Source organism: Streptomyces sp. NPDC090077 (assembly GCF_044747545.1).
Lineage (GTDB): Bacteria > Actinomycetota > Actinomycetes > Streptomycetales > Streptomycetaceae > Streptomyces.
Genome location: NZ_JBIVEG010000026.1, coordinates 1 through 23,687 on the forward strand (window position 1 = coordinate 1; position 23,687 = coordinate 23,687).

Genomic DNA, 23,687 nt, shown 5'->3' on the forward strand with positions numbered 1-23,687 from the left:
GGGGCCCCACCCCGCCATACCACCGTCCCCCGGGCTCCCCCCGGACCCATCCGGCGCTCCCGCGCCCGCGCCACAACCGCGGGGGGGGCTGGAGGTGCGCGGCGCCCACCCCCCCCCCGGCCGGCAATTTCAGCCTCGCCGGCGTTTGAGGCGCGGGGGTCTGGGGGCGGAGCCCCCAGGAAAGGGGTCCGGGGCAACGCCCCGGGGAACGGGGGAAGGGCGGGTAGGGGACGGCTCCGCGCAGCGGTGGATCGGTCCCGCGAGGAGCTACAGGTACAGGCCCGCCTCCGGCGACGGCTGCGTCGGCAGCACCGCCGCCGGCCCCGTCCCGCGCCGGAGGGCGAAGAGTTCGGCCAGGGTGGCGCCCTCGCGGGAGACGCCCTCGTCCGTGCCGAGCCAGTCCACCGCCTCCCGGTGCGTCAGCCGGCCGACCTCGATGCGGGCCAGGCAGCGCCCCGGGCGGACCACGGCCGGGTGGAGGCGCTCCAGGTCCTCGTTCGTCGTGACGCCGACCAGGACGTTGCGGCCCTGCCCCAGCAGACCGTCCGTCAGGTTCAGCAGCCGGGACAGCGCCTGCCCCGCCGTGTGCCGGGCCTCGCCGCGGATCAGCTCGTCGCAGTCCTCCAGCAGCAGCAGCCGCCACCGGCCCTTCGCGGTGCCCTCGTCCTCCCCGATGGCGATGTCCATGAGGTAGCCGACGTCGTTGAACAGCCGCTCCGGGTCCAGCACGCAGTCCACCTGGCACCAGTCCCGCCACGACCGCGCCAGCGTGCGCAGCGCCGAGGTCTTGCCGGTGCCCGGCGGCCCGTGCAGCAGGAGCAGCCGGCCGGCGATGTCGTCGGGGGTGACCTTCATCAGCCGGTCCATCGCCAGGGCCACCGGCGCCGTGTAGTTCGGCCGGACGTCCTCCCACGTGCCCGCGGAGATCTGCCGGGTCGTGCGGTACGGGCCGCGGCGCGGGGAGACGTACCAGAAGCCCATGGTGACGTTCTCCGGCTGGGGTTCGGGCTCGTCCTGCGCCCCCTCCGTGGCCTCGCCGAGCACCTTCTCCGCGAGTTCGTCGCTGACCGCCGTCACGGTCACGTCCGCCCCCCGGCTCCAGCGGGAGACCAGGACCGTCCAGCCCTCGCCCTCGGCGAGCGTGGCGCTGCGGTCGGTGTCGCGCGCCGCGCGGAGCACGGTGGCGCGCGGGGGCAGCAGGGTGGCTTCCGCCTTCACCCGTTCGATAGTGACGCTCTGTGCGTACGGCTGCTCGCCGGTCGCGAACCGGCCGAGGAACAGTGCGTCGACGACATCCGACGGTGAATCGCTGTCGTCGACATGGAGCCGGATCGGCAGCGCGTCATGCGGGTCTGCTGGCATGGCGCCCATGATCCGGCACGAACTGCCCCCACGCACCCGTGTTTCGCCGGATCGGGTGGCCGGATTCCCTCTTCAAACCCAGCGCGGGTGAAGATTCCGGCCAGGTCCGCACCCCGATCCTGCGCCGAACATTCTTGGCATGGACACTTCCGGACAGCCCCGGCTGCTTGTACCACGGACTCAGGAGTAACCCCCCACAAGGAGCCGCACACCCATGAGCAGAAGAATGTCGCGTTTCGCCGCCTTGACGTCCTCCCTGTTACTCGCCGCGGGCGCCGCCCTGTTCGGCGCCGGCCAGGCCTCGGCCGCGCAGGCCGACTTCGGCTACGTGGCCCTCGGCGACTCGTACTCCTCCGGCGTCGGCGCCGGCAACTACGACAGCTCCAGCGGCAACTGCAAGCGCACCAACCGCGCCTACCCGGCCCTGTGGGCCGCCGCCCACTCCCCGCAGACCTTCTCCTTCACCGCGTGCTCGGGCGCCCGTACCGGTGACGTGCTCTCGGGCCAGCTCGGCCCCCTCAACTCCGGCACCGACCTGGTGAGCATCACCGTCGGGGGCAACGACGCCGGATTCTCGGACGTGATGACGACCTGCGTCCTGCAGTCCGAATCCACCTGCGTCAACCGGGTCAACGAGGCCAAGCGCTACGTCGACACCACCCTCCCCGGCCAACTCGACCGGGTCTACGACGCGATCCGGGGCCGCGCCCCCGCCGCCAAGGTCGTCGTCCTCGGCTACCCCCGCTTCTACAAGCTGAACGGCACCTGCGTCGCGGGCCTGACCGAGGGCGAACGCTCCGCCATCAACGGCGCGGCCGACTACCTCAACGCCGCGATCGCCAAGCGCGCCGCCGACCACGGCTACACCTTCGCCTCGGTCGCCGGCGCCTTCACCGGCCACGAGATCTGCTCCGGCAGCGCCTGGCTGCACAGCGTCAACTGGACCAACATCGGCGAGTCCTACCACCCGACCGCCGCCGGACAGTCCGGCGGCTACCTGCCCGTCTTCTCCGGCAAGGCCTGAGCCGCGGGACGTCCCTACGGGCCGGGGCCCGCGCTCGGTGTGGGCGCGGGCGTCGGCGTCGGTGTCCAGGCCGGCGAACCGGAGGGCCCGGGAGAACCGGGGGAGGAGGCCCCGCCCGTCGGGGTCTCCTTCTCGCACGTCAGGGAGTACTCCAGCCACGCCGACGCCGTCTGTGCCGGCGCCCGGACCTCCAGCCGGACCGCGTCGCGGACGCTCGCGCCCGCCGGGTCCCCCGGCTCGGTGTGGTCCAGCCGGCGGGTGCGCGTCCCGCCCTCCTCGTACACGATGCTCCGCCAGTCCCCGGCCGGAGCCCCGCCCGCGCCGCGCCTGACCCAGCGGTACTCCACCAGCGCCGGGATCCGGGCCACCTCGACGGTTCCGGTGAAGGCGGGCGCGGCCCCCGCGGCCGGCGGGCAGCTCCCGCTGTACGCGGGGCGCGCGGCGTGCACGTACAGGGTGACGCTCTGCGCGGGGGCGGTGCCGGAGGAGGCCGACGCCGACGCCGACGCCGAAGCGGAAGCCGACGCCGGGGCAGAGGCCGAGGGGGACCCGGAGGCGGACGCCGGGGGCGACGGGGTGCCCCCCGAGCCCTCGTCCCGCCAGGTGTCCCGCAGCAGCAGCCACCCCAGCAGGACCAGCGCCAGCAGCAGCACCGCGATCCCGAGGACCAGCACCGCCCCCGCCCGCCCCTGCCCCGGTGCACCGCGCCCCGTGTCCGGCGGCACCGGTCGGGGCCCGGGCGCGGGTGCCGGCATCGGCATCGGCGGGGTCTGCCCGTACCCCGGCCCGTACCCCGGCCCGGATCCCGCCCGCGCGCCGGCCGTCGGGGTGCCCGGCCCGGAGACCGGCCCGCCGGGGTCCCGTACCGCCCCGCCCGCGCCGATGATCCGCAGCATCCGGGCGGCCTCCGCGGCGGACAGCCGCTCGGCCGGGTCCTTGCGCAGCAGCCCCTCCAGCACCGGCTCCAGCGGTCCGGCCCGGCGCGGCGGGGGCAACTCCGCGTCCACGACGGCCTGCAGGGTGGTCAGCGGGGTGTCCTTCCGGAAGGGCGAGACCCCCTCCACGGCCGCGTAGAGCATCACCCCGAGCGACCACAGGTCCGACTCCGGGCCGGGCTCGTTGCCCAACGCCCTCTCCGGCGCGAGGAATTCGGGCGAGCCGACCACCTCGCCCGGCATGGTGAGCGCGGCGGAGCCCTCCAGGCGGGCGATCCCGAAGTCGCTCAGCACCACCCGCCCGTCATTGGCGACCAGTACGTTGGCCGGCTTCACGTCCCGGTGCAGCACCCCGGCGTCGTGCGCGGAGCGCAGCGCGGCCAGCACCTGCTCGCCGAGGTGCGCGGTGCGCTGCGGGGTCATCGGGCCCTCGCCCTCCAGCACCTCCGCCAGGGAGAGCCCGCGCACCAGCTCCATCACGATCCACGGACGGCCCTCCTCGGTGACCACGTCGTAGACCGTGACCACCCCGCGGTGCGAGATCCGGGCGGCGGCCCAGGCCTCCCGCTCCAGCCTCCGGTACATCCGTCCGACCTCGGCCGCGTCCAGCCCGGCGGGGGCCCGCACCTCCTTGACGGCGACCTCGCGGCCCAGCACCTCGTCCCGGGCCCGCCACACCACGCCCATGCCGCCCTGCCCCAGCCGGCCGAGCAGCCGGTACCGGCCGGCGACGACACGCCCGGCGTCCCCGCCCTCGTCCACATTCATGCGAACCCCCCTGCGTCACCGGGTGATCACTCCAAGTTAGCGCAGGACCTGCCGGGTGGCCCCCGTCGTGACGACACTGTCACCGACCGCTGTGCGGGGCCTCCCAAGTCGGGCGAATCGTACGGAGAGTGACGGATGACTCCGCTGAGTAATCGTCAACTACCCGTAATTACAGGGGTAATTCACACCACCGGGATACCCTGGGGCATGGAGTGGGCGATAGGGTTAACCTGCCCGGGCCGGGTGCCCTCGTACGGGTGGGGAGAGACATGGAACAGATAACGATGCGCAGCAGGCCGCCCCGCGTGCCTGCCATCACCTGCGGAAGCAGCGCGGTCAGCTCGCGCCTCGACCGCCACCTCGCCGTGCTGGGCGGTCCCGCCGTCCCGCGCCACGAGGTCGCCGAGGCGACCCTGCTGATGCGCGAGCTCACCTCGCGCGACCACACCCACGTCCAGCGGAGCCGGAGCGCGCGCGTCGCGCTCTTCGCACCGCTGCGCAGGCTGCGGCGCACGCTCTTCGGCAGCCGCCGCACCTGACCGTCCGCGCAGCCGGCCCCCCGTCCGGCTGCGTCCCGGCCCCCGTCCCCCCGTACGGCGCCTTCGGAACCCCACGGCGCCACCCCGGCCTCAGGCGATCACACCGTCCCGGCGCAACGCCGTGATCTGCGCGTCCGTCATCCCCAGGGCGTGCAGCAGCGCGTCGGTGTGTTCGCCGAGCGCGGGCACCGCACCCATCCGCGGTTCCGCGCCGCCCGGCAGTCCGATCGGCGGCAGCAGCGCCCGCAGCGGACCCGTCGGCGAATCCACCTCCCGCCAGCGGTCGCGCGCCGCCAGCTGCGGGTGCCCGGCCAGCTGCGCCACCGAGTTCAGCCGTGCGCAGGCGATCCCGGCCTCCTCCAGCCGCGCCACGGCCTCGTCCGCCCCGAGCCGGCCGAGGGCTTCGGCCACCACCGCGTCCGTCTCCTCCCGCCCCTTCGTCCGGGCCGCGTTCGTCGCGTACGCCGGATCCTCCGCCAGGTCCGGCCGGTCCAGCACCCGGACCGCGAGCCGTCGCCACTCGCGGTCGTTCTGCACCGACAGCAGCACCCGGTCCCCGTCGGCCGTCGCGTAGGCGTCGTACGGGGCGATCACCGCGTGCGCGAGGCCGGTCCGCACGGGCTGCTCCCCGCCGTGCATCGTGTGGTGCAGCGGATGCCCCATCCACTCCGCGAGCGCGTCCAGCATCGACACCTCCACCGGGCCGCCGCGCCCGGTGGTGCCGCGCCGCAGCAGGGCGGCGAGCACCCCCGAGAAGGCGTACATGGCGGCTGCGATGTCCGCCGCCGGGATCCCCGCCTTCACCGGCCGCTCCGGGGTGCCGGTCACCGAGACCAGCCCCGCCTCGCACTGCACCAGCATGTCGTAGGCGCGCTTGTGGGCGTACGGGCCCTGCGGGCCGTAGCCGGAGACGTCCACGGCGACCAGCCGTGGGTAGCGGGCGCACAGCGTCGCCGCGTCGATCCCCAGCCGGGCGGCGGCCCCGTGCGCGAGGTTCTGCACGAAGACGTCGGCCCCGTCGAGCAGGCCGTGCAGCACCTCCAGCCCGCGCGGGTCCTTCAGGTCCAGGGTGAGGGACTCCTTGCCGCGGTTGGCCCACACGAAGTGCGAGGCGAGGCCCTGCGCCGCGGTGTCGTAGGCGCGCGCGAAGTCACCGCCGTCGGGCCGCTCGACCTTGATCACCCTGGCCCCGAGGTCGGCGAGCTGACGGGTGGCGAAGGGTGCGGAGACGGCCTGTTCGACGGCGACGACGGTGAGGCCGGAGAGGGGGAGGGGTTCGGTAGCCATGGGGTCTGCCTACCGGGTGGAAGCCGGTCTGTCACCCGTGTCCGGATCCCGAGTCCACGGGAACGTCCGGATTCCGCGGGCACGGCGCGGGCGACCGGCGCCGGCGCCTCCGCGGCCGTCCGCTACCTGCCGCGCGCGAACCGGCGCGTGGCCGCCGGTACGGACAGCAGCAGGAGCAGCAGCGACCACAGCACCGCGGCCGCCACCGGGTGCGCCGCAGGCCAGGCCGCGGCGGGTTCCGCGGCCGCGCCGCCCGCGTTCCCGCACAGCTCCCGTACGGCGGTGGCGACGGCGCTGATCGGGTTCCACTCCGCGACCGTCCGCAGCCAGCCGGGCAGTCCGGCCGTCGGCAGGTACGCGCTGGACAGCATCGGCAGCACGAAGGTGGCGCTGCCGAGCTGGCCCGCGGCCTCCTCGCTGCGGCTCACCAGCCCGAGGTACGTGCCCACCCACGCGGCGGCGAAGCGGAACAGCAGCAGCACGCCGAGCGCCCCCAGGGCCCCGGGCACGCCGTTCTCGATCCGCCAGCCCATCGCCAGCCCCACCAGCATCAGCGGCACCATCGACACCGCCGTGGTCAGCAGATCGGCGGCGGTCTGCCCCAGCGGGACCGCGGCCCGGCTCATCGGCAGCGTCCGGAACCGGTCCATCACCCCCCGGTGCGCGTCCTGCGCGGCGGTGAACATGCCGGTCATCAGGCCGTTCGCGGCGGTCGCCGCGAGCAGGCCGGGCACCAGGAACTCGCGGTACTCGGTGCCCGGCATGGCCAGCGCGCTGCCGAACACGTAGCCGAAGAAGAGCAGCATCATGATCGGCATGGTCTGGGTCAGCACCAGCAGGGCCGGGGCGTGCCGGGCCTTCCGGAGCTGGCGGGTGAGGACGGCGGCGCCGTCCGGCAGCAGGGTGGTCATGCCGCGTGCTCCTTGTGGTCCGGGGCGGTGGAGGGGGTCCGGGTGAGGCGCAGGAACACCTCGTCGAGGGTGGGCGGGCGCAGGCTGGCGTCGGTCACCGGGATCCCGGCGGTGTCGAGCGCGCGGATGATCCGGGGCAGGGTGAGGCCGTCGTCGAGCACGGTCACGCCGACGGTGAGCCGCGCCCCGTCCAGGGCGGGCCGTCCGCCCGTGAGCCGGTCGAGGACCGCGGCCGCGCCCGCGAGGGAGTCCGGCCCGGCCAGGGTGACCTCGGCCCGCGCGCCGATCCGGGCCTCGAGGACGGCCGGGGTGCCGGTGGCGACGGCCCGGCCCCGGTCGACGACGACGATGTCGTCGGCGAGCCGGTCGGCCTCCTCCAGGTACTGGGTGGTCAGCAGCACGGTGGTGCCCCCGTCGGCGAGGCCGCGCACCGCCGTCCAGATCCGTTCGCGGGCCGCCGGGTCCAGCCCGGTGGTGGGCTCGTCGAGGAAGAGCACCCGGGGCCGGGTGACCAGGCCGGCGGCCAGGTCCAGGCGCCGCCGCATGCCGCCCGACCAGGTGGAGGCCACCCGGTCGGCGGCCTCCACCAGGCCGAACTGCTCCAGCAGTTCGTCCGCGCGGGCCCGTCCGGCCCGCCCCCGCAGTCCGGCGAGGCGGGCGAACAGCCGGAGGTTCTCCCGGCCGGTCAGGTCCCCGTCGACGGAGGCGTACTGGCCGGTGGCGCCGATGGAACGGCGTACCGCGGCCGGGTCGGCGGTGACCTCGTGCCCGGCGACCAGGGCGCGTCCGGCGGTGGGCGCGGTGAGCGTGGTGAGGATCCGCACGGCGGTGGTCTTGCCCGCGCCGTTGGGGCCCAGCAGCCCGCAGACGGTGCCCTCCGGCACGGCCAGGTCCAGCCCGCGCAGGGCGTGCACCTCGCCGTACTGCTTCTCCAGACCTTCACTAAGTACGGTGTACGTAGTTGTCATGTGCCGCACCCTACCGCACTACGTACGGCGTACGTAACTAAGATGGTGGCGGAGACGACGACGAGGTGATGTGACCGATGACAGCCGGTGGGCGCCCCGCCGAACCCGAAGTGATCTGGGCCCGCCCGCAGCGGGCCGGCCGCGGGCCCCGGCCCGCGCACAGCCGCGACTCGATCGCGGCCGAGGCCGTGCGGATCGCCGACGCGGAGGGGATCGAGGCCGTTTCCATGCGGCGGGTGGCGGCCGGGATCGGCGCCGGGACCATGTCCCTGTACAACTACGTCCCCCGCAAGGAGGACCTGTACGAGCTGATGGTCGACGCGGTCAGCGGGGAGTACGACCTCGCCCCGCCGAGCGGGCGCTGGCGGGACGACCTGCTCGCCCTGGCCCGCCAGACCCGGGCCCTGATGCACCGCCACCCCTGGCTGCCGCGGCTGCTGAGCCCGGTCTACGGCTTCGGCCCCAACGCCCTGCGGTACCTGGAGCACAGCCTGGCCTGCCTGGAGCCGCTGGAGGTGTCCGGGGCCGGGAAGCTGGAGCTGATCGCCTCCGTCAACGGCATGGTGGCCACCTTCGTGGCGGGGGAACTCGCCCTGGCCGAACGGGCCCGCTCGCTGCCCTGGAGCGAGGCCGCCGAGGAAGGCGTACGGACGGCCTGGCTCGGCTCCCGGCTGGCGACGGGGGAGTACCCGAGGCTCGCGGCGGCCCTCACCGAGGGCGCCCCGGTGACCGCCGCCGGAGCGGACCTGACGGAGGCGTTCGACCGCTCGGTGTCCCGCCTCCTGGCGGGCTGGCCCTGACGGTCCGCCTCCGGCGGGGTCCCGGGGGCGTACCGCTCCCCGGGCGACACGATCCCGCGGTCGCGCCCCCGGCGGCGCGGTCCCGGGCGGCATGACCCCGCCCGGCACGGCTGCGGGGGCGCCCCGCGGCAGTGCGGTCCCGGTCGGCAGGGTCCGGCCGATGCGGCCGCTGGCAGGGTGGTTCCGGTTGGCGTGCCTCCCGGTGGCGTGGGCCCGGGTGGCGTGAGCCCGCCCGGCGTGGCTGCGGGGGCGCCCCCGGGCAGCGTGGTCCCGGTCGGGCCGGCTCCCGGAGGGTGGGGCGCCCGGTGGTGCGGGCCGGCCTGCGGCATTGCGGCCGGCAGGCCCCCGGCAGTGGTCAGAGCAGTGCGAACTGCCCGCCCGGGCCCTCCTCCTGGTGGTCCAGGACCGAGGCCGGACGGCGGGCCCAGCGCGGCGGCGGGAGCACCCCGGCGGCCTCCAGCTCCCCGGCCGGCAGCAGCGGCCCGGGGGTGAACGCCGCCCGCTCCGGCGCCAGAGCGGCCAGCAGTGCCAGGGTGGTCACCAGGGCCAGCAGCTCCGAAGTCCAGGCCTGCGGCCACTCGGCCGGCCCCAGCCCCTCCAGCCCGCCCGCCCCCGGATCCCGGTGCGCGCAGCGGGCGGCGAACCACCCCTCCAGCACCCGGACGCCCTGGACCTCGTACTCCCAGGCCCCCGCCGGGACCGGGGAGACGGCCCCGTCCCCGAGGGTCAGCGTCTCGCTCTCCGCGTCGTAGCCGAGCCCCTCCGGCCAGGCCGTGACCGCCGAGCGGACGTACGGCCGCCGCCCGCCGGGCAGCCGCGGCGGCTCCCCGCCCCGCGCCCCGCGCAACTGGACCGTCAGCAGCCGCTGGCCCAGCTCCAGGCCGGCCCGCCAGTGCTCCGGGTCGGCCGCGAGCGGGACCTCGTACCCCCGGGGGCCCGGCCGCCCGGCGGCGAGGATCCAGCACAGCACGTCCTCCGGGGTGACCCAGCCGCCGTGGTGCCCGCCCAGCAGGGGCAGCAGGCCCGGCGCGAGGTTCGGCTCGGCCCCGCCGGGGCGCCGGTGCAGCGGGCGGATCCGGCCGAGCCGGCCCGCCGGGAGGTGCGCGGTGGCCAGCAGGCCCGGCGCCTCCAGCAGGAACACCTGCTGCGCGTCCCGCACCCGCCACAGCTCGGGCCGGGCGGAGTCGATGAGCCGCTGGTCGGGCAGCAGCCACTGCTCGTCGAAGGGCGCGCGGAGCACCCGTACGGGCTCGGGGAAGGCGCCGGGCGCGTCGGCGAAGCGGGCGGTGGCCGAACGCTGGCCCGGCAGCGCCGCCGCCCCGGCGGAGGGCGTACGGGTCCGGCTCGGGCGGAACAGCCGCTCCCGCTCCGCCCCTTCGGCGTCGGCCAGGGCCGTCCAGCGGGCCCGCAGGGTGGCGGGATCGGGCGCCGCGACCCAGTCCCGGCCCAGGCGCAGGCCGCTCACGGCCCAGGGCATCAGATCGTCCAGCAGCGGTACGTCAGCGCTCACCCGGCAGATGGTAGCGACGGCCCGCCGGGGCCGGGCCGTGTCCCGGCCGAAGCGTTACGCTCCTTATGTACGCATCCGCCGTGTACGTACGCATCCGTACCGGCCGGCCTGCGCACCCGCACCGACGAGGAGCCGGCCATGAGCACGTACGACGAGTATTCGACCCCGTCGCAGGCCGAGGGCGAGCGGCTCGACGAGGACATGGACGAGCGGGAGTGGGAGCAGCACCACCACCCCCAGACGATGCGCACCACGCCCTCGCAGGCCGAGGGCGAGCGGCTCACGGAGGAGAACGAGCAGCAGAAGTAGCGCGGGCGCCGGGCGCCGGGCACCGGGCATCGGCCCGGCGCCGTGCGGTCAGGGCGCTTCGACGGTCACCGTGAAGGAGAACCGGTCGCCCCGGTACCGGATGCGGGCCACGTCCACGACCCGCCCGTCCTCGTCGTAGGTCACGCCGGTGTAGTGCAGGATCGGGCTCAGCAGCGGGACCTCCAGCAGCTCGGCCGTGACCGGGTCGGCGAGCCGCGCCTCCACGGTGTCCGTGATCCGGCTGATCCGCACGCCGACCACGTCCCGCAGCACCTTGGTCATCGGCCAGCGCTCCAGGTCGGCCAGGTCCACGGCGTCGGCGAGCTCCGGACGGACCGCGTTCTCCGCCCAGTTGGTGGGCTCCCCGCTCTCGCCGTCGCGCCGGAGCCTGCGGTACGTGACCACCTCGGCCGTGTCCGGGAAGTGCTCCAGCAGCTCCCCGGCCACGGCCGTGCGCTCCCGGCCCAGCACCGTCGTCAGGTCGCCCGACTGCTGGGCCACGATCGCGTCCACCGAGCCGAGCAGCCGCACCGGGGCGCTGCGCATCGCACCCGGCTCGATGAAGGTCCCGCGCCGCCGGTGCCGGCTGATGAGGCCCTCGCCCTCCAGCTCCTTGAGCGCCTGGCGCATGGTCAGCACGCTCACCCCGTAGTGCTCGGCGAGCTGCTCCTCGGTCGGCAGCCGCAGCGAGGCGTCCGGGGCGCGCCCCAGTATCGAGGCGCGCAGGGACTGGGACACCTGGTACCAGAGCGGCAGCTTGCGGTTCAGTACCAGGGAGTCGGGGGCGAAGGCGGTCACGGGTCGTTCTCCGTACGGGCCGGCTGTCAGCAGACGGCGGGGCGGGGCGGTGTGCGGGGGGACACCGGCATGTTAGGCGCGGAAGTGGCGCTGGAGACCCTCCCATACGTCGTCGTATCCGCGCTGGAGGTGCTCCGCCCCCGCCGCCTGGGGGGTGGCGGTGATCGGCCAGCGCGTCTCGAACATGAAGGCCAGGCCGTCGTCGATCTTCTGCGGCTTCAGTTCGGCGGCGCTCGCCTTGTCGAAGGTCTCGCGGTCCGGTCCGTGCGCGGACATCATGTTGTGCAGCGAGCCGCCGCCCGGTACGAACCCCTCGGCCTTGGCGTCGTAGGCGCCCTCGATCAGGCCCATGTACTCGCTCATGACGTTGCGGTGGAAGTACGGCGGGCGGAAGGTGTCCTCGCCGACCAGCCAGCGCGGGGCGAACACCACGAAGTCCACGCCCGCCAGGCCCGGGGTGTCGGACGGCGAGGTCAGCACGGTGAAGATCGACGGGTCCGGGTGGTCGTAGCTGATGGAGCCGATCACGTTGAACTTGCGCAGGTCGTACACGTACGGGACGTGCGTGCCGTGCCAGGCGACGACGTCGAGCGGCGAGTGGCCGTAGGTCGCGGACCAGAGGTTGCCGCAGAACTTGTTGACCACCTCGGTCGGCCGCTCCACGTCCTCGTACGCGGCCACCGGCGCCCGGAAGTCCCGCGCCGCGGCCAGGCCGTTGGCGCCGATCGGGCCGAGGTCCGGCAGCTCGAAGGGCTGCCCGTAGTTCTCGCAGACGTAGCCGCGGGCGTCGCCGTCGAGCAGCTCGACGCGGAAGCGCACCCCGCGCGGGATCAGCGCCACCTCGCCGGGACCGGCGCTCAGCAGGCCGAGCTCCGTGCGCAGCAGCAGGCCGCCGCGCTCGGGGACGATCAGCAGCTCGCCGTCCGAGTCGCTGAAGACCCGGTCGGTCATGTCGGCGTTGGCGGAATAGAGGTGGACGGCCATGCCGGTGCGCTGGGTGGCGTCGCCGTTGCCGCCGAGGGTCCACAGTCCGGCCAGGAAGTCGGTGCCGGGGGCCGGGTCCGGCAGCGGGTTCCAGCGCAGCCGGTTGGGGTCCGGGACGGCGTCGGTGAAGGGCGCGGTGCGCAGGGCGCCGTTGTCCACGCGGGTGAAGGCCGGGTGGGCGGCCGAGGGGCGGATCCGGTAGAGCCACGACCTGCGGTTGTGGCGGCGCGGCTCGGTGAAGGCGCTGCCGCTGAGCTGCTCGGCGTAGAGGCCGAGGGCGGCGCGCTGGGGGGAGTTGCGGCCGAGCGGGAGCGCGCCGGGCACGGCCTCCGAGCCGTGTTCGTTCCCGAAGCCGGTGAGGTATTCCAGCGCCTCCGCCGTCTTCCTGGCCTGCTCACTCATGGGCTTGCTCCCGCTCCGTCGAAGGAATCCTATGGTCGACAGTAGGATTCCGTGACCCTCCCCGTCAACGCCCTCTTGCGGCCACCGCCCGAAACGCCCCGCCGCACGGGCCGGGCCCGCCGTGCCGCCGCCTCCCGCGCGGCCGCCGCGGTCGCGGGACGGATCCGCCCGGCCGGCGACCACCCCCGCCCGGGGCCCCGCCCCGCCCCCGGCGGCAGCCGCCCGGCGCAACGATCCGGTTACCGCCCCGGGCGGAATCCGCGCGAGGGGATCCCAAAAGATGAACATTGCTCTACTCTCTCGCGCATGTCGTGGACCCGCAGGTTCCCTGCCGTGCCGGCGGCGCTCCTCGCCGCCCTCCTCGCCTTCCTGTCCCTCCTCGCCGCCGCGCCCGCCGCCCGCGCGCACGAGGAGCGCCCCGTCGCCCTTCCCGACGGCACCGGATCCGTCCCCGCCCACCGGGCCGCGGCCGAGCCCGACCTGCTGGTCTGCAAGACCGACCGGCCCGCCTTCGAACGCCGCGTGGCCGGCTTCCCGCAGGAGCTCCGGCAGCGCAACCTCGACCTCTACGAGCGCTGCGAGAAGAACGGCTACCGCCACCTCCAGCAGGCCGTGGACGCCGTCGACCGGCCGGGGATGAACATCGCGATCCTGCCCGGCCTCTACGAGGAGGAGCCCTCGCTGCCCGCGCCCACGGGTGAGTGCGCGAACCTCAAGGCGCCCAACTCCTCGCTGGGCTACCAGATCCTGTCGTACGAACAGCAGGAGAAGTGCCGGCACAACCAGAACCTCGTGGCCGTCCTCGGCAAGAAGAACCTGCAGATCGAGGGCACCGGAGCCGCCCGCACGGACGTCGTCATCGACGCCAAGTACCAGAAGCTGAACGCCATCCGCGCCGACCGCTCCGACGGGATCTACTTCCGGAACTTCACCGCGCAGCGCACCACCTTCAACTCCCTCTACGTGCTCGCCGCCGACGGCTTCGTCATCGACGACGTCCTGACCCGCTGGAACGACGAGTACGGCTTCCTGACCTTCGCCAGCGACCACGGGCTCTACAAGAACTGCGAGTCCTACGGCAACGGGGACTCCGGGATCTACCCCGGAAGCGCCTCCAACATCAACGACGGCCGCGGCTACGACGTGCCCCGCTACTCCATCGAGATCACCGGCTGCCGCAGCCACCACAACATGGTCGGCTACTCCGGCACCGCCGGGGACTCGGTCTGGGTCCACGACAACGAGTTCGACCAGAACATGGGCGGCGCCTCGATGGACAGCGCCTTCCCCGGACACCCCGGACTCCCGCAGAACCACGCCCGCTTCGAACGCAACCTGATCCACGACAACAACGCCGACTACTACCCCTACGTCGCCGACGGCACCTGCGCCAAGCCGCCCGTCGAGCGCGGCTACGAGCAGGGGGTGGTCTGCCCGCAGATCTCCATGCCCCCCGGCACCGGCATCATCACCGCCGGAGGCAACTGGAACCTCTACGAGGACAACTGGGTATACGGGCACCGGCGCGCGGGCTTCTTCCTCAGCGCCGTCCCCGCCTTCATCCGGGGCGAGGAGCGCTGGTCCAAGCAGACCGACACCTCCCACCACAACCGGTACGCGGGCAACGTCCTCGGCAAGGACAGGTCGGGCGCCTCCCGCCCCAACGGCACCGACGTGTGGTGGGACGGCCAGGGCGAGGGGAACTGCTGGCAGGACGGCCCCGACGGCTCCACCCCGGGCACGCTCCCGCAGTGCGGGAAGGAGCGCGGACAGGTCAGCGGCTCCTCGGCCCGGCTGGTGGGCGAACCGGTGAAGCTGACCCAGCTGATGGTCTGCGCCGACTACAACGTCCAGGCCCGCAAGCTCCCGGCGGGCTGCGACTGGTACGGCGCCCGGGGCCTGGAGCGGGTGGAGACGCAGATCGCGCTGGCCGTGGCGGCGGTGCTGCTGCTGGTCGGCGGCACGCTGTGGTGGCGGCGCCTGCGCGGCTCCCGGCTGGGCACCGCGGCGTCGCTCGCCGGCCTGGCCGGACTGGCCCTCGACGTGGCCGGCTCCACGATGCCCCTGGTGGACACCCCCGTCCCGGCCCTGGGCCTGCTCCTGCTCGGACTCTGGTGGACCGGGGCCGGCCTGGCCCTGCGCCGCGAACGCCCCTGGCTGGCCCGGCTCACCCTGCTGCTGGGCGCCCTGACCCTGCTGGACGCCTTCGACAAGGCCGTCCTGATGATCCCGTGGATCCCGCTCAGCCCCGCCTGGGTGCGGGCCCTCGTCGCGGTGGTGTGGGTGCTGTGGGCGGTCGTCGCCTCGGCCCGCCCCGGCCCGGCCGCCCCCGCCCGTCCCGCCGGCCCGGGCGACGACCCGGCCGGCGACCGCACCCCCGTCCCGGCGGGCCCCGCCCCGGCCCTGACCACAACCGCCGAGCCCCCGCCCCCCACCCCCGACGGCAACCCCGCCTGACCCAGGACCCGCCCACAGGGGCAGCCCCGCCCTTGCCGCGGCCCCGCCCCCGGCAAGGGCGCCCGGCCCCCGCCCCGCCCGGCTGCGGCAAGGGCCCCACAGCCACACCCCGCCCCGCCCGCAGCGGGGCCGCCGCCCCCCCCGGAGCCCCGCCCGGCCGCGGCGGCCCGCCCCCTGACCGGAGGCCCGCAGTGAACGTGCCCGCAGAGACCCGCATCCGGTGCGACGCGTGCCGGACGCCCGCCCCCCGGACCCGCCCGCACCGGCGCTCCGCCCGCACCGCGGCGCTGCTGGCCCTGCTCCTGCTGCTCGCGGGCGGTGCGGCGACGGGCTGCGGCGGCCGGGCCACCACCCACCACAAGCCCGGCACCACCCACGAACAGGCCTCCGGCAGCACCGGCACCCTGCTGGACGCCCAGGACGGCGCCGGCCACCGCCTGCGCGAGGTCCCGGCCCAGGGGGCGCCCGAGGTGAAGCTCACCGCCCGCCCCGACTCCGAGGACGGCTGGAACCTCCGACTGGACGTGACCCACTTCCGCTTCACCCCGGACAGCGTCGGCGGCGCCGCGCTGGCCGGCGCCGGCCACGCCCACCTGGAACTCGACGGCCGCAAGCTGGCCCGCCTGTACGGCCCCTGGTTCCACCTGCCCGCGGCACAGGTGCCCGAGGGCGCGCACACCCTGACCGTCCGCCTGTACGCCGACGACCACACCGCCTGGGCCGTCGCCGGCAAGCCGGTCCAGGCGGCGGCCGAGCTGACCGCGGGCCCCCCGGGCCAGGGAACCCACAGCCACCCCGCGCCCACCCCGACCGGACCCCCGGCAACGCAGGCACCCCGGGAAGCCCCGCCGGCCGACCGGACCGTCACCATCGCCGTCCGGGACGGCAAGGTGGTGCCCGCCACCGGCCGCACCGAACTGAAACGGGGCGAACGCCTGGCCCTGCGCGTCACCAGCGACCGCGCCGACACCCTGCACGTCCACGGCTACGACAAGGAACTCGCCCTGCCCGCGGGCCAGGAGGCCACCCTGGTCCTCACGGCCGACCGCACCGGCCTCTTCGAGGTCGAGACCCACGAGTCCCGGCTCGTCCTGACCCAGCTCCTCGTCCGATGAGCCCGACGGCACCCGTGGTCCCCCTCCCGTCCGGCCCGTCGGCCCTGCTCGCGCACGGCATCGGCTCCCAGCACGATCTGCCGATCTCCCCCTTCTACGCCTTCGCCGGCGCTTTCACGGCGCTCTTCGTCTCCTTCCTCGCACTCGGCCTCCTGTGGTCCGCCTCCCGCTTCCGCGGCGACCGCTCCGGCCTCGCCCTGCCCGCCGGGCTCCAGCGGGCGGCCGACGCGCCGGCCACCCGCACCACCCTGCGCGGACTGGGTCTGGCCGCAGCCCTCGCCGTGCTCCTCCACCTCCTCCTCGGTCCCGACGACCCCGACCGCAACCCCGCCCCCGGCGCCGTCTACGTCCTGCTGTGGGTCGGCATCGTGCCCGCCTCCCTCCTCCTCGGCCCCGTCTGGCGCCTCCTCAACCCGCTTCGCACCCTGCACCGCCTCCTCGCCAGGGCCCGCCGCCGCCCGCCCGGGGCCGGCCGCCCCCTGCCGCCCCGGACCGGCCAATGGCCGGCCGCCGCCGGGCTGTTCGGCTTCACCTGGCTCGAACTCGTCGCTCCCGATCCCGCATCGACCACCACCCTCCTGTGCGCCCTCGCCCTCTACACCGCCGCCCACCTGCTGCTCGCCGCCCGCTTCGGCGAGAGCTGGTTCGCCGAAGCCGACGCCTTCGAGGTGTACTCCGGCCTCCTGGCCCGGCTCTCCCCCTTCGGTCGTCGCAGCGACGGCCGCCTGGTCCTCCGCAACCCCTTCCACGGACTCGACGCGACGCCCGAGCGGCCCGGACTCGTCGCCACCGTCTGCGTCCTGCTCGGCTCCACCGCCTACGACGGCTACTCCGACAACCCCGGCTGGATCAACACCCTTCAGACCTCCCCCCTCGGCCGCACCCCCACGGCCACGCTCGGACTGCTCGCTTCCGTCGCCCTCGTCGCCACCCTGTACTGCCTGTGCGCCGCGGCCACCCGCCTCGTCAGCGGCCCGCACCCCCGACCGCTGACGGCCTTCGCGCACTCACTCGTGCCGATCGCCCTCGGCTATCTCACCGCTCACTACTTCTCCCTCCTCGTCACCGAAGGACCACGCACGGTAAGCATGGCACTCGGCACTGACAACGCCCCCGAGCCCAGTCCCCCCTTGGGTCCCGGCGGCCTCGCCGCCCTCCAGGTCATCGCCGTCGTCACCGGGCACGTACTCGGTGTGATCGCCGCGCACGACCGTTCCGTACGCCTCTTCCCGCCCGCGAAGGCGGTGGCGGGCCAGCTGCCGCTGCTCGCGCTGATGATCACGTACACGATCGGCGGGCTGACCCTCCTGCTGAACTGAAGCCCCGCCCCCGCACCGCTGGACCCACGAGCCAGGAGCGGCATGATGGACCCCGTGCCTCCCGCCCACCCCCTGCGCAGGACCCCGGTCCAGCAGCGCAGCGCCGACCGCCTCGCCCGGATCCTCGACGCCTGCGCCGAACTCCTCGACGAGACCGGCTACGAGAACCTCAGCACCCGCGCCGTCGCCCTGCGCGCCGGCGTGCCCATCGGCTCGGTCTACCGGTTCTTCGGGAACAAGCGGGCCATGGCCGTCGCCCTGGCCCAGCGCAACCTGGAGCAGTACGCCGAGGGCATCGAACGGCGGCTCGCCGCCCTGCCGGCCACGCACTGGCGGCCCGTCGTCGACGCCGTGCTGGACGAGTACCTGGCCATGAAGCGCAGCGTCCCCGGCTTCGCCCTCGTGGACTTCGGGGTGCCCGCCCCGCCCGCCGAAGGACCCGCCTCCGACCCCAACCACCTGGTCGCCGCCCGTCTGACCGGGCTGCTGTGCGCCCACCTCGGACTCGACCCGGGCCCCGAACTGTCCCGGGTGGTCCTGGTGGCCGTGGAGGCGACCGACGCGCTGGTCCAACTGGCCTTCCGGGCCGACCCGGAGGGCGATCCCGGCATCGTCGCCGAGACCCGGGCGATGATGCACGCCTACCTGGCCCGCGTCCTGGACTGACCCCCGTGGGGAGGGGCGCCCGGTGCCGGTGCCGGTGCCGGGGCGAACGGGCCGCCGCAGCCCCCTCCCCGCCATGCCTACCGGTCGGTATGCTCGGGGCGCCCGCCGTGCCCGCGCCGCGGCCTGCCGCCCCCAGGAGGGCCCATGCCCCGCACCGCCCGCCGCATCTGCCCCCTCTGCGAAGCCACCTGCGGCCTCACCCTCACCATCGAGGGCACCACCGTCACCGGTGCCCGGGGCGACCGGGACGACGTCTTCAGCCGCGGCTTCGTCTGCCCCAAGGGGGCCGCCTTCGGCGCCCTCGACGCCGACCCCGACCGGCTGCGCACCCCTCTCGTCCGCCGCGGCGGACGGCTCCGCGAGGCCACCTGGGACGAGGCCTACGCCGCCGTCGCCGCCGCCGTTCCCGCCCTCGTCCGGGAACACGGCGCCCAGTCCGTCGGCATCGTGCTCGGCAACCCCAACGTCCACACCATGGCCGGGGCCCTCTACCCGCCGCTGCTCGTCAACGCCCTCGGCACCCGCAACCTCTTCACCGCCAGCACCCTCGACCAGATGCCCAAACACGTCTCCAGCGGGCTCCTGTTCGGCGACCCCTTCGCCATCCCCGTGCCCGACCTCGACCGCACCGGCTTCCTCCTGCTGATCGGCGCCAACCCGGTCGAGTCCAACGGCTCCCTGTGCACCGCCCCCGACTTCCCCGGCCGGCTCAAGGCGCTCCGGGCCAGGGGCGGCACCCTCGTCGTCGTCGACCCGCGCCGCACGCGCACCGCCGCGCTCGCCGACACCCACCTCGCGCCGCGCCCCGGCAGCGACGCCCTGCTGCTGGCCGCGCTCGCCCACACCCTGCTCGCCGAGGGGCTCGCCGACCCCGGAGCGCTCGCGGAGCACACCGAAGGGATCCCGGAACTCGCCGACGCCCTCGCGCGTTTCACTCCCGAGGCGGTCGCCCCCGCCTGCGACCTGCCGGCCGACCGGATCCGCACCCTCGCCCGGGAGCTGGCGGCCGCGCCGACCGCCGCCGTCTACGGGCGGATCGGCAGCTGCACCGTCGAGTACGGGACGCTCGCCAGCTGGCTGGTGGACGTCCTGAACATCCTCACCGGGAACCTCGACCGCCCGGGCGGAGCGCTCTTCCCGCTCCCGGCGGCCGGTCCGCGGCCCCGGCCCGCCGGGCCCGGCCGGGGATTCGCCCTCGGCCGCTGGCGCAGCCGGGTCAGCGGTTACCCCGAGGTCAAGAGCGAACTGCCCACCGCCGCCCTGGCCGAGGAGATCGAGACCCCGGGGGAGGGGCGCATCCGCGCCCTGATCGCGATCGCGGCCAACCCCGTGCTGTCCGCCCCCGACGGCCGGCGGCTCGACGCGGCACTCGCCGGGCTCGACTTCATGGTCAGCGTCGACCCGTACCTCAACGAGACCTCGCGCCACGCCCACGTCGTCCTGCCCCCGCCGCCGCCCTCGCAGAGCGCCCACCACGACTTCGCCTTCAACGGGTTCGCCGTCCGCAACCAGGTCCGCTACACCCGGCCCGCCGTCCCCCTCGAAGCGGACCGGCTCGACGAGTGCGAGATCCACGCGCGCCTGGTCCTGGCCGTCTCCGGGGCGCACGGCACCGCCCTGCCGTCCGCCGTCGACGACACGGCGATCCGGGCCGCCCTCGCCAAGGAGACCGCCGACCCCCGCTCCCCGCTCCACGGGGCGGACCCGGCGGCCCTGGCCGGGCTCCTCACCGGCGAGTCCGGACCGGAGCGCAGGCTCGACCTGATGCTCCGACTGGGCCCGTACGGAGACCTGTTCGGCGCCCCCGGCCACCCCGGCGGCACCGGTGCCGCAGGCACGGGCGCGGGAGCAGCCGGCGACGGTACGCGGACCCGTGCGGCCGCGCCCGGGGAGACGGCCGGGCTCAGCCTGGAGCGGCTCCTCGCCCACCCGCACGGCATCGACTTGGGCCCGCTGCGGCCCCGGCTCCCGGGCCTGCTGCGGACCCGCAGCGGCAGGATCGAGCTGCTCCCGGAGCCGATCGCGGCCGAGCTGCCCGGGCTGCGCGCGGCGCTCGCCGCCCGCCCCGCCGCCCTGGTGCTCGTGGGCCGCCGCCACCTGCGGTCCAACAACAGCTGGTTGCACAACGTCCCGGCCCTCACCGGAGGTTCCAACCGGTGCACCCTCCAGGTCCATCCCGCCGACGCGGACCGGCTCGGCCTCGCCGACGGCGGCCGGGCCCGGATCACCGCCGACGGGGGCAGCCTGGAGGCTCCGGTGGAGGTCACCGACGCCGTCCGTACGGGAGTGGTCAGCCTCCCGCACGGCTGGGGCCACGACCGTGCGGGCACCCGGCTCGCGGTGGCCGGAGCCGAGCCGGGGGTCAACGTGAACCAGCTGCTCGACGGCACCCGCCTCGACCCGCTGTCGGGCACCGCGGTGCTCAACGGCTTCCCCGTCACCCTGACACCCCTGCCCTGAGCTGGGGTTTTGCTCGTATTGCTCACGCGTGGACGTCTTGTTGGCGCAAGGAGGCGGCACCTACCTTCCCTGCATGCTGACCTTCCTCGGCTTCGCCATGATCGCGACCTTCCTGGTCCTGATCATGCTGAAGAAAATGTCGCCCATCGCGGCGCTCGTCCTCATCCCCGCGCTCTTCTGCGTGTTCGCCGGAAAGGGCGCGCACCTGGGGGACTACGTCATCGACGGGGTCGGCAAGCTCGCCCCGACCGCCGCCATGCTGATGTTCGCCATCGTCTACTTCGGCGTGATGATCGACGTCGGCCTCTTCGATCCGATCGTCCGGGGCATCCTGCGCTTCTGCAAGGCGGACCCCATGCGGGTGGTGGTCGGCACGGCCGTCCTCGCCGCGATCGTCTCCCTCGACGGGGACGGGTCGACCACCTTCATGATCACGGTTTCGGCCATGTACCCGCTGTACAAGCGGCTCGGGCTGAGCCTGGTGGTCATGACCGGTGTCGCCGCGACCGCCAACGGCGTGATGAACACCCTGCCCTGGGGCGGCCCCACCGCCCGCGCGGCGACGGCCCTCAAGCTCGACGCGGCGGACATCTTCGTCCCGATGATCCCGGCCCTCGCGGTCGGCCTGCTGTTCGTCTTCGCCCTGGCCTACGTCCTCGGCGTCCGGGAGCGCCGCCGGGTCGGCTCCCTCGTGATGCCGGGCGGGGAGACCGCGGAGGCCCAGGAAGAGTCCCTGGTGGCGGCCGGTTCCGGTGCCGGGGAGGCAGCAGCGGGCACCCGTACCGGCGGCGGCTCCGCCCCCGCCCCGGGCGCGGCGGCCCCCGCGGCCGGGGCCAACGGGCCGACGGAGGGTGACGGCGGCGAGGACGGTGACGGCTTCCAGGGGCTGGACCCCCGGCGTCCGACGCTGCGTCCGCACCTCTACTGGTTCAACGCGGGCCTCACCGTCGCCCTGCTCACCGCGATGATCATGGAGCTGCTGCCCATCCCGGTGCTGTTCCTGCTCGGCGCGGCCCTCGCCCTCACCGTGAACTTCCCGCACATGCCCGACCAGAAGGCCCGGATCGCCGCCCACGCGGACAACGTCCTCAACGTCGCCGGCATGGTCTTCGCCGCAGCCGTCTTCACCGGCGTCCTCACCGGCACCGGCATGGTCAAGCACATGGCCGACTGGCTGGTCGGCGCCATCCCCGAGGGGATGGGCCCGCACATGGCCCTGGTCACCGGCCTGCTGAGCCTGCCCCTCACCTACTTCATGTCGAACGACGGCTTCTACTTCGGGGTCCTGCCGGTCCTGGCCGAGGCGGGCGCCGCGCACGGGGTCTCCCCGCTGGAGATCGCCCGCGCCTCGCTGGTCGGGCAGGCCCTGCACATGTCCAGCCCGCTGGTTCCGGCCGTCTACGTCCTCGTGGGCATGGCCAAGGTCGAGTTCGGCGACCACACCCGGTTCACCGTGAAGTGGGCGGCGCTCACCTCCCTCGTGGTCCTGGCCGCAGGGATGGTTTTCGGCATCATCTGACCGCCGGGGCCCCTGGCGGACCAAAAACTACCGACGCTAGTTTGTAGGGTGTTGCGGCGAGGACAGGTCCACGCACTCGTAGGTGCTCGGGAGGAATGCCATGAAGGCCCACGACGGGATGTACATCGGCGGGGAATGGCGGCCCGCCGCCGGAACCGGCCGGATCGAGGTGGTCAACCCGGCCGACGAGCAGGTCATCGGCAGCGTTCCGGCCGGGACGGCCGAGGACGTGGACGCGGCGGTGGGCGCGGCCCGCGCGGCCTTCCCCGGCTGGGCGGCCACCGCCCCGGCCGAGCGGGCCGCACTGATCGGCGCCCTGCGCGACGTGCTCGTGGCCCGCAAGGCCGAGTTCACCGAGACCATCACCGCCGAGCTCGGCTCCCCGCTCGGCTTCGCGGAGCTGGTGCACGTCGGCGCCCCCGTCGCGGTGGCCTCCTCGTACGCCGAACTCGCCGCCTCCTACCCCTTCGAGGAGCGGGTCGGGAACTCCACCGTCTTCATGGAGCCGGTCGGCGTGGTCGGGGCCATCACGCCCTGGAACTATCCCCTGCACCAGGTCGTTGCCAAGGTGGCACCCGCTCTCGCCGCCGGCTGCACCGTCGTCCTCAAGCCGGCCGAGGACACCCCGCTGACCGCACGGCTCTTCGCCGAGGCCGTGCACGAGGCGGGCATCCCGGCCGGGGTCTTCAACCTGGTGACCGGCACCGGTCCGGTCGCCGGCCAGGCGCTGGCCGAGCACGAGGGAGTCGACCTCGTCTCCTTCACCGGCTCGACCGCCGTCGGCAAGAAGATCGGCGCCATCGCCGGCGCCGCCGTCAAGCGCGTCGCCCTCGAACTGGGCGGCAAGTCGGCGAACGTCATCCTGCCCGGGGCCGACCTGGCCAAGGCCGTCGCGGCGGGCGTCGGACACGTCATGAACAACACCGGCCAGAGCTGCAACGCGCTCACCCGCATGCTCGTCCACCGGGACCAGCACGAGGAGGCGGTCGCCCTCGCCGCCGCGGCCGTCGCCACGTACCCCTCGGGCGACCCCCGCGACCGGGCCACCCGCCTCGGCCCGGTCGTCAACGCCGCCCAGCGCGACCGCGTCCGCTCCTACATCGACAAGGGCGTCGCGGAGGGCGCGCGCCTCGTCGCGGGCGGCCCCGACGCGCCCCGCGAGCGCGGGTACTTCATCGCCCCGACGGTCTTCGCCGACGTCACCCCGGACATGACCATCGCCCAGGAGGAGATCTTCGGCCCCGTGCTGGCGATCCTCCCCTACGAGGACCAGGACGACGCCCTGCGCATCGCCAACGGCACCGTCTACGGCCTGGGCGGCGCGGTGTGGGCGGCGGACGAGGAGACGGCCGTGGCGTTCGCCCGCCGGATGGACACCGGGCAGGTGGACATCAACGGCGGCCGCTTCAACGTGCTCGCACCCTTCGGCGGCTACAAGCAGTCGGGCGTGGGCCGGGAGCTCGGCGCGCACGGCCTGGGGGAGTACCTCCAGACCAAGTCCCTGCAGTTCTGACGCCCCGGCAGCCCCGGAGCCCGGCAGCCCCCGCAGCCCCG

The 23,687-nt window shown here is 74.8% G+C and carries 19 protein-coding genes; 11 read left to right on the forward strand and 8 right to left on the reverse strand.

Annotated features, from left to right (window positions below):
• Positions 1–267: 267 nt before the first annotated feature.
• Entirely contained in the window at positions 268–1,362 is a 1,095-nt protein-coding gene (locus ACIPW5_RS31055; RefSeq protein ID WP_401251982.1) for a DUF5925 domain-containing protein, read from the reverse strand.
• 214 nt (positions 1,363–1,576) lie between these two features.
• On the opposite strand from ACIPW5_RS31055, the gene ACIPW5_RS31060 reads away from it, so the two are divergent.
• Entirely contained in the window at positions 1,577–2,386 is an 810-nt protein-coding gene (locus ACIPW5_RS31060; protein WP_401251985.1) for an SGNH/GDSL hydrolase family protein, read from the forward strand.
• 14 nt (positions 2,387–2,400) lie between these two features.
• On the opposite strand, the gene ACIPW5_RS31065 is transcribed toward ACIPW5_RS31060, so the two are convergent.
• Entirely contained in the window at positions 2,401–4,089 is a 1,689-nt protein-coding gene (locus ACIPW5_RS31065) for a serine/threonine-protein kinase (RefSeq protein ID WP_401251988.1), read from the reverse strand.
• Between the two features lie 269 nt (positions 4,090–4,358).
• On the opposite strand from ACIPW5_RS31065, the gene ACIPW5_RS31070 reads away from it, so the two are divergent.
• A complete protein-coding gene (locus tag ACIPW5_RS31070; protein ID WP_125816285.1) occupies positions 4,359–4,628 on the forward strand; it encodes a hypothetical protein in 270 nt (89 codons plus the stop codon).
• Between the two features lie 90 nt (positions 4,629–4,718).
• Here ACIPW5_RS31070 and ACIPW5_RS31075 read toward each other — a convergent pair whose 3' ends face one another.
• From ACIPW5_RS31075 to ACIPW5_RS31085, 3 genes are all read right to left on the reverse strand, one after another.
• Entirely contained in the window at positions 4,719–5,915 is a 1,197-nt protein-coding gene (locus tag ACIPW5_RS31075; RefSeq protein WP_401251992.1) for a CaiB/BaiF CoA transferase family protein, read from the reverse strand.
• A gap of 122 nt (positions 5,916–6,037) precedes the next feature.
• The gene (locus ACIPW5_RS31080) at positions 6,038–6,826 is read right to left on the reverse strand and encodes an ABC transporter permease (RefSeq protein ID WP_401251995.1); all 789 of its coding nucleotides are present in this window, start codon (positions 6,824–6,826) and stop codon (positions 6,038–6,040) included.
• Positions 6,823–7,794 carry an ATP-binding cassette domain-containing protein gene (locus tag ACIPW5_RS31085; protein ID WP_401251998.1) on the reverse strand — a complete coding sequence of 324 codons (972 nt, stop codon included), beginning with the start codon at positions 7,792–7,794 and terminating at the stop codon, positions 6,823–6,825. The genes ACIPW5_RS31080 and ACIPW5_RS31085 overlap by 4 nt, the downstream gene beginning before the upstream one ends.
• A 77-nt stretch (positions 7,795–7,871) precedes the next feature.
• Between ACIPW5_RS31085 and ACIPW5_RS31090 the strand changes: the two genes are divergently transcribed.
• Complete coding sequence (locus ACIPW5_RS31090; protein ID WP_401252001.1) at positions 7,872–8,594, forward strand: TetR/AcrR family transcriptional regulator C-terminal domain-containing protein; 723 nt, start codon at positions 7,872–7,874, stop codon at positions 8,592–8,594.
• Between the two features lie 355 nt (positions 8,595–8,949).
• Here ACIPW5_RS31090 and ACIPW5_RS31095 read toward each other — a convergent pair whose 3' ends face one another.
• Positions 8,950–10,071: a type ISP restriction/modification enzyme gene (locus ACIPW5_RS31095; protein WP_401252224.1), complete on the reverse strand. Its 1,122-nt coding sequence runs from the start codon at positions 10,069–10,071 to the stop codon at positions 8,950–8,952.
• Positions 10,072–10,242: 171 nt separating this feature from the next.
• Between ACIPW5_RS31095 and ACIPW5_RS31100 the strand changes: the two genes are divergently transcribed.
• Positions 10,243–10,413: a hypothetical protein gene (locus ACIPW5_RS31100; RefSeq protein WP_401252004.1), complete on the forward strand. Its 171-nt coding sequence runs from the start codon at positions 10,243–10,245 to the stop codon at positions 10,411–10,413.
• A 48-nt stretch (positions 10,414–10,461) separates the two neighbouring features.
• On the opposite strand, the gene ACIPW5_RS31105 is transcribed toward ACIPW5_RS31100, so the two are convergent.
• Positions 10,462–11,211 carry a GntR family transcriptional regulator gene (locus ACIPW5_RS31105; protein ID WP_401252006.1) on the reverse strand — a complete coding sequence of 250 codons (750 nt, stop codon included), beginning with the start codon at positions 11,209–11,211 and terminating at the stop codon, positions 10,462–10,464.
• A 72-nt stretch (positions 11,212–11,283) separates the two neighbouring features.
• Complete coding sequence (gene hmgA / locus ACIPW5_RS31110; protein WP_401252009.1) at positions 11,284–12,597, reverse strand: homogentisate 1,2-dioxygenase; 1,314 nt, start codon at positions 12,595–12,597, stop codon at positions 11,284–11,286.
• A 306-nt stretch (positions 12,598–12,903) separates the two neighbouring features.
• Here hmgA and ACIPW5_RS31115 point away from each other — a divergent pair, with 306 nt between their 5' ends.
• The 7 genes from ACIPW5_RS31115 (at position 12,904) to ACIPW5_RS31145 (ending at position 23,646) form a co-directional block, all read left to right on the forward strand.
• The gene (locus tag ACIPW5_RS31115) at positions 12,904–15,054 is read left to right on the forward strand and encodes a right-handed parallel beta-helix repeat-containing protein (RefSeq protein WP_401252012.1); all 2,151 of its coding nucleotides are present in this window, start codon (positions 12,904–12,906) and stop codon (positions 15,052–15,054) included.
• A gap of 287 nt (positions 15,055–15,341) precedes the next feature.
• Positions 15,342–16,169 carry a hypothetical protein gene (locus ACIPW5_RS31120; RefSeq protein ID WP_401252226.1) on the forward strand — a complete coding sequence of 276 codons (828 nt, stop codon included), beginning with the start codon at positions 15,342–15,344 and terminating at the stop codon, positions 16,167–16,169.
• Positions 16,166–17,488, forward strand: a complete 1,323-nt coding sequence (locus tag ACIPW5_RS31125) for a hypothetical protein (protein WP_401252014.1) — start codon at positions 16,166–16,168, stop codon at positions 17,486–17,488. Before ACIPW5_RS31120 ends, ACIPW5_RS31125 begins: the two co-directional genes overlap by 4 nt.
• A gap of 45 nt (positions 17,489–17,533) precedes the next feature.
• Complete coding sequence (locus tag ACIPW5_RS31130; RefSeq protein WP_401252017.1) at positions 17,534–18,154, forward strand: TetR family transcriptional regulator; 621 nt, start codon at positions 17,534–17,536, stop codon at positions 18,152–18,154.
• 144 nt (positions 18,155–18,298) lie between these two features.
• Positions 18,299–20,614, forward strand: a complete 2,316-nt coding sequence (locus tag ACIPW5_RS31135) for a molybdopterin-dependent oxidoreductase (protein ID WP_401252020.1) — start codon at positions 18,299–18,301, stop codon at positions 20,612–20,614.
• 73 nt (positions 20,615–20,687) lie between these two features.
• The gene (locus ACIPW5_RS31140; protein ID WP_401252023.1) at positions 20,688–22,133 is read left to right on the forward strand and encodes a CitMHS family transporter; all 1,446 of its coding nucleotides are present in this window, start codon (positions 20,688–20,690) and stop codon (positions 22,131–22,133) included.
• 100 nt (positions 22,134–22,233) lie between these two features.
• Entirely contained in the window at positions 22,234–23,646 is a 1,413-nt protein-coding gene (locus ACIPW5_RS31145) for an aldehyde dehydrogenase family protein (RefSeq protein ID WP_401252026.1), read from the forward strand.
• Positions 23,647–23,687 lie beyond the last annotated feature (41 nt).

Coding starts and splice junctions, on each gene's coding strand:
- ACIPW5_RS31135 (WP_401252020.1), top strand. CDS start 18,299: ATGCCCCGCACCGCCCGCCGCATCTGCCCCCTCTGCGAAGCCACCTGC.
- ACIPW5_RS31115 (WP_401252012.1), top strand. CDS start 12,904: ATGTCGTGGACCCGCAGGTTCCCTGCCGTGCCGGCGGCGCTCCTCGCC.
- ACIPW5_RS31140 (WP_401252023.1), top strand. CDS start 20,688: ATGCTGACCTTCCTCGGCTTCGCCATGATCGCGACCTTCCTGGTCCTG.
- hmgA (WP_401252009.1), bottom strand. CDS start 12,597: ATGAGTGAGCAGGCCAGGAAGACGGCGGAGGCGCTGGAATACCTCACC.
- ACIPW5_RS31130 (WP_401252017.1), top strand. CDS start 17,534: ATGGACCCCGTGCCTCCCGCCCACCCCCTGCGCAGGACCCCGGTCCAG.
- ACIPW5_RS31145 (WP_401252026.1), top strand. CDS start 22,234: ATGAAGGCCCACGACGGGATGTACATCGGCGGGGAATGGCGGCCCGCC.
- ACIPW5_RS31060 (WP_401251985.1), top strand. CDS start 1,577: ATGAGCAGAAGAATGTCGCGTTTCGCCGCCTTGACGTCCTCCCTGTTA.
- ACIPW5_RS31055 (WP_401251982.1), bottom strand. CDS start 1,362: ATGCCAGCAGACCCGCATGACGCGCTGCCGATCCGGCTCCATGTCGAC.
- ACIPW5_RS31100 (WP_401252004.1), top strand. CDS start 10,243: ATGAGCACGTACGACGAGTATTCGACCCCGTCGCAGGCCGAGGGCGAG.
- ACIPW5_RS31090 (WP_401252001.1), top strand. CDS start 7,872: ATGACAGCCGGTGGGCGCCCCGCCGAACCCGAAGTGATCTGGGCCCGC.
- ACIPW5_RS31125 (WP_401252014.1), top strand. CDS start 16,166: ATGAGCCCGACGGCACCCGTGGTCCCCCTCCCGTCCGGCCCGTCGGCC.
- ACIPW5_RS31070 (WP_125816285.1), top strand. CDS start 4,359: ATGGAACAGATAACGATGCGCAGCAGGCCGCCCCGCGTGCCTGCCATC.
- ACIPW5_RS31095 (WP_401252224.1), bottom strand. CDS start 10,071: ATGCCCTGGGCCGTGAGCGGCCTGCGCCTGGGCCGGGACTGGGTCGCG.
- ACIPW5_RS31065 (WP_401251988.1), bottom strand. CDS start 4,089: ATGAATGTGGACGAGGGCGGGGACGCCGGGCGTGTCGTCGCCGGCCGG.
- ACIPW5_RS31075 (WP_401251992.1), bottom strand. CDS start 5,915: ATGGCTACCGAACCCCTCCCCCTCTCCGGCCTCACCGTCGTCGCCGTC.
- ACIPW5_RS31080 (WP_401251995.1), bottom strand. CDS start 6,826: ATGACCACCCTGCTGCCGGACGGCGCCGCCGTCCTCACCCGCCAGCTC.
- ACIPW5_RS31085 (WP_401251998.1), bottom strand. CDS start 7,794: ATGACAACTACGTACACCGTACTTAGTGAAGGTCTGGAGAAGCAGTAC.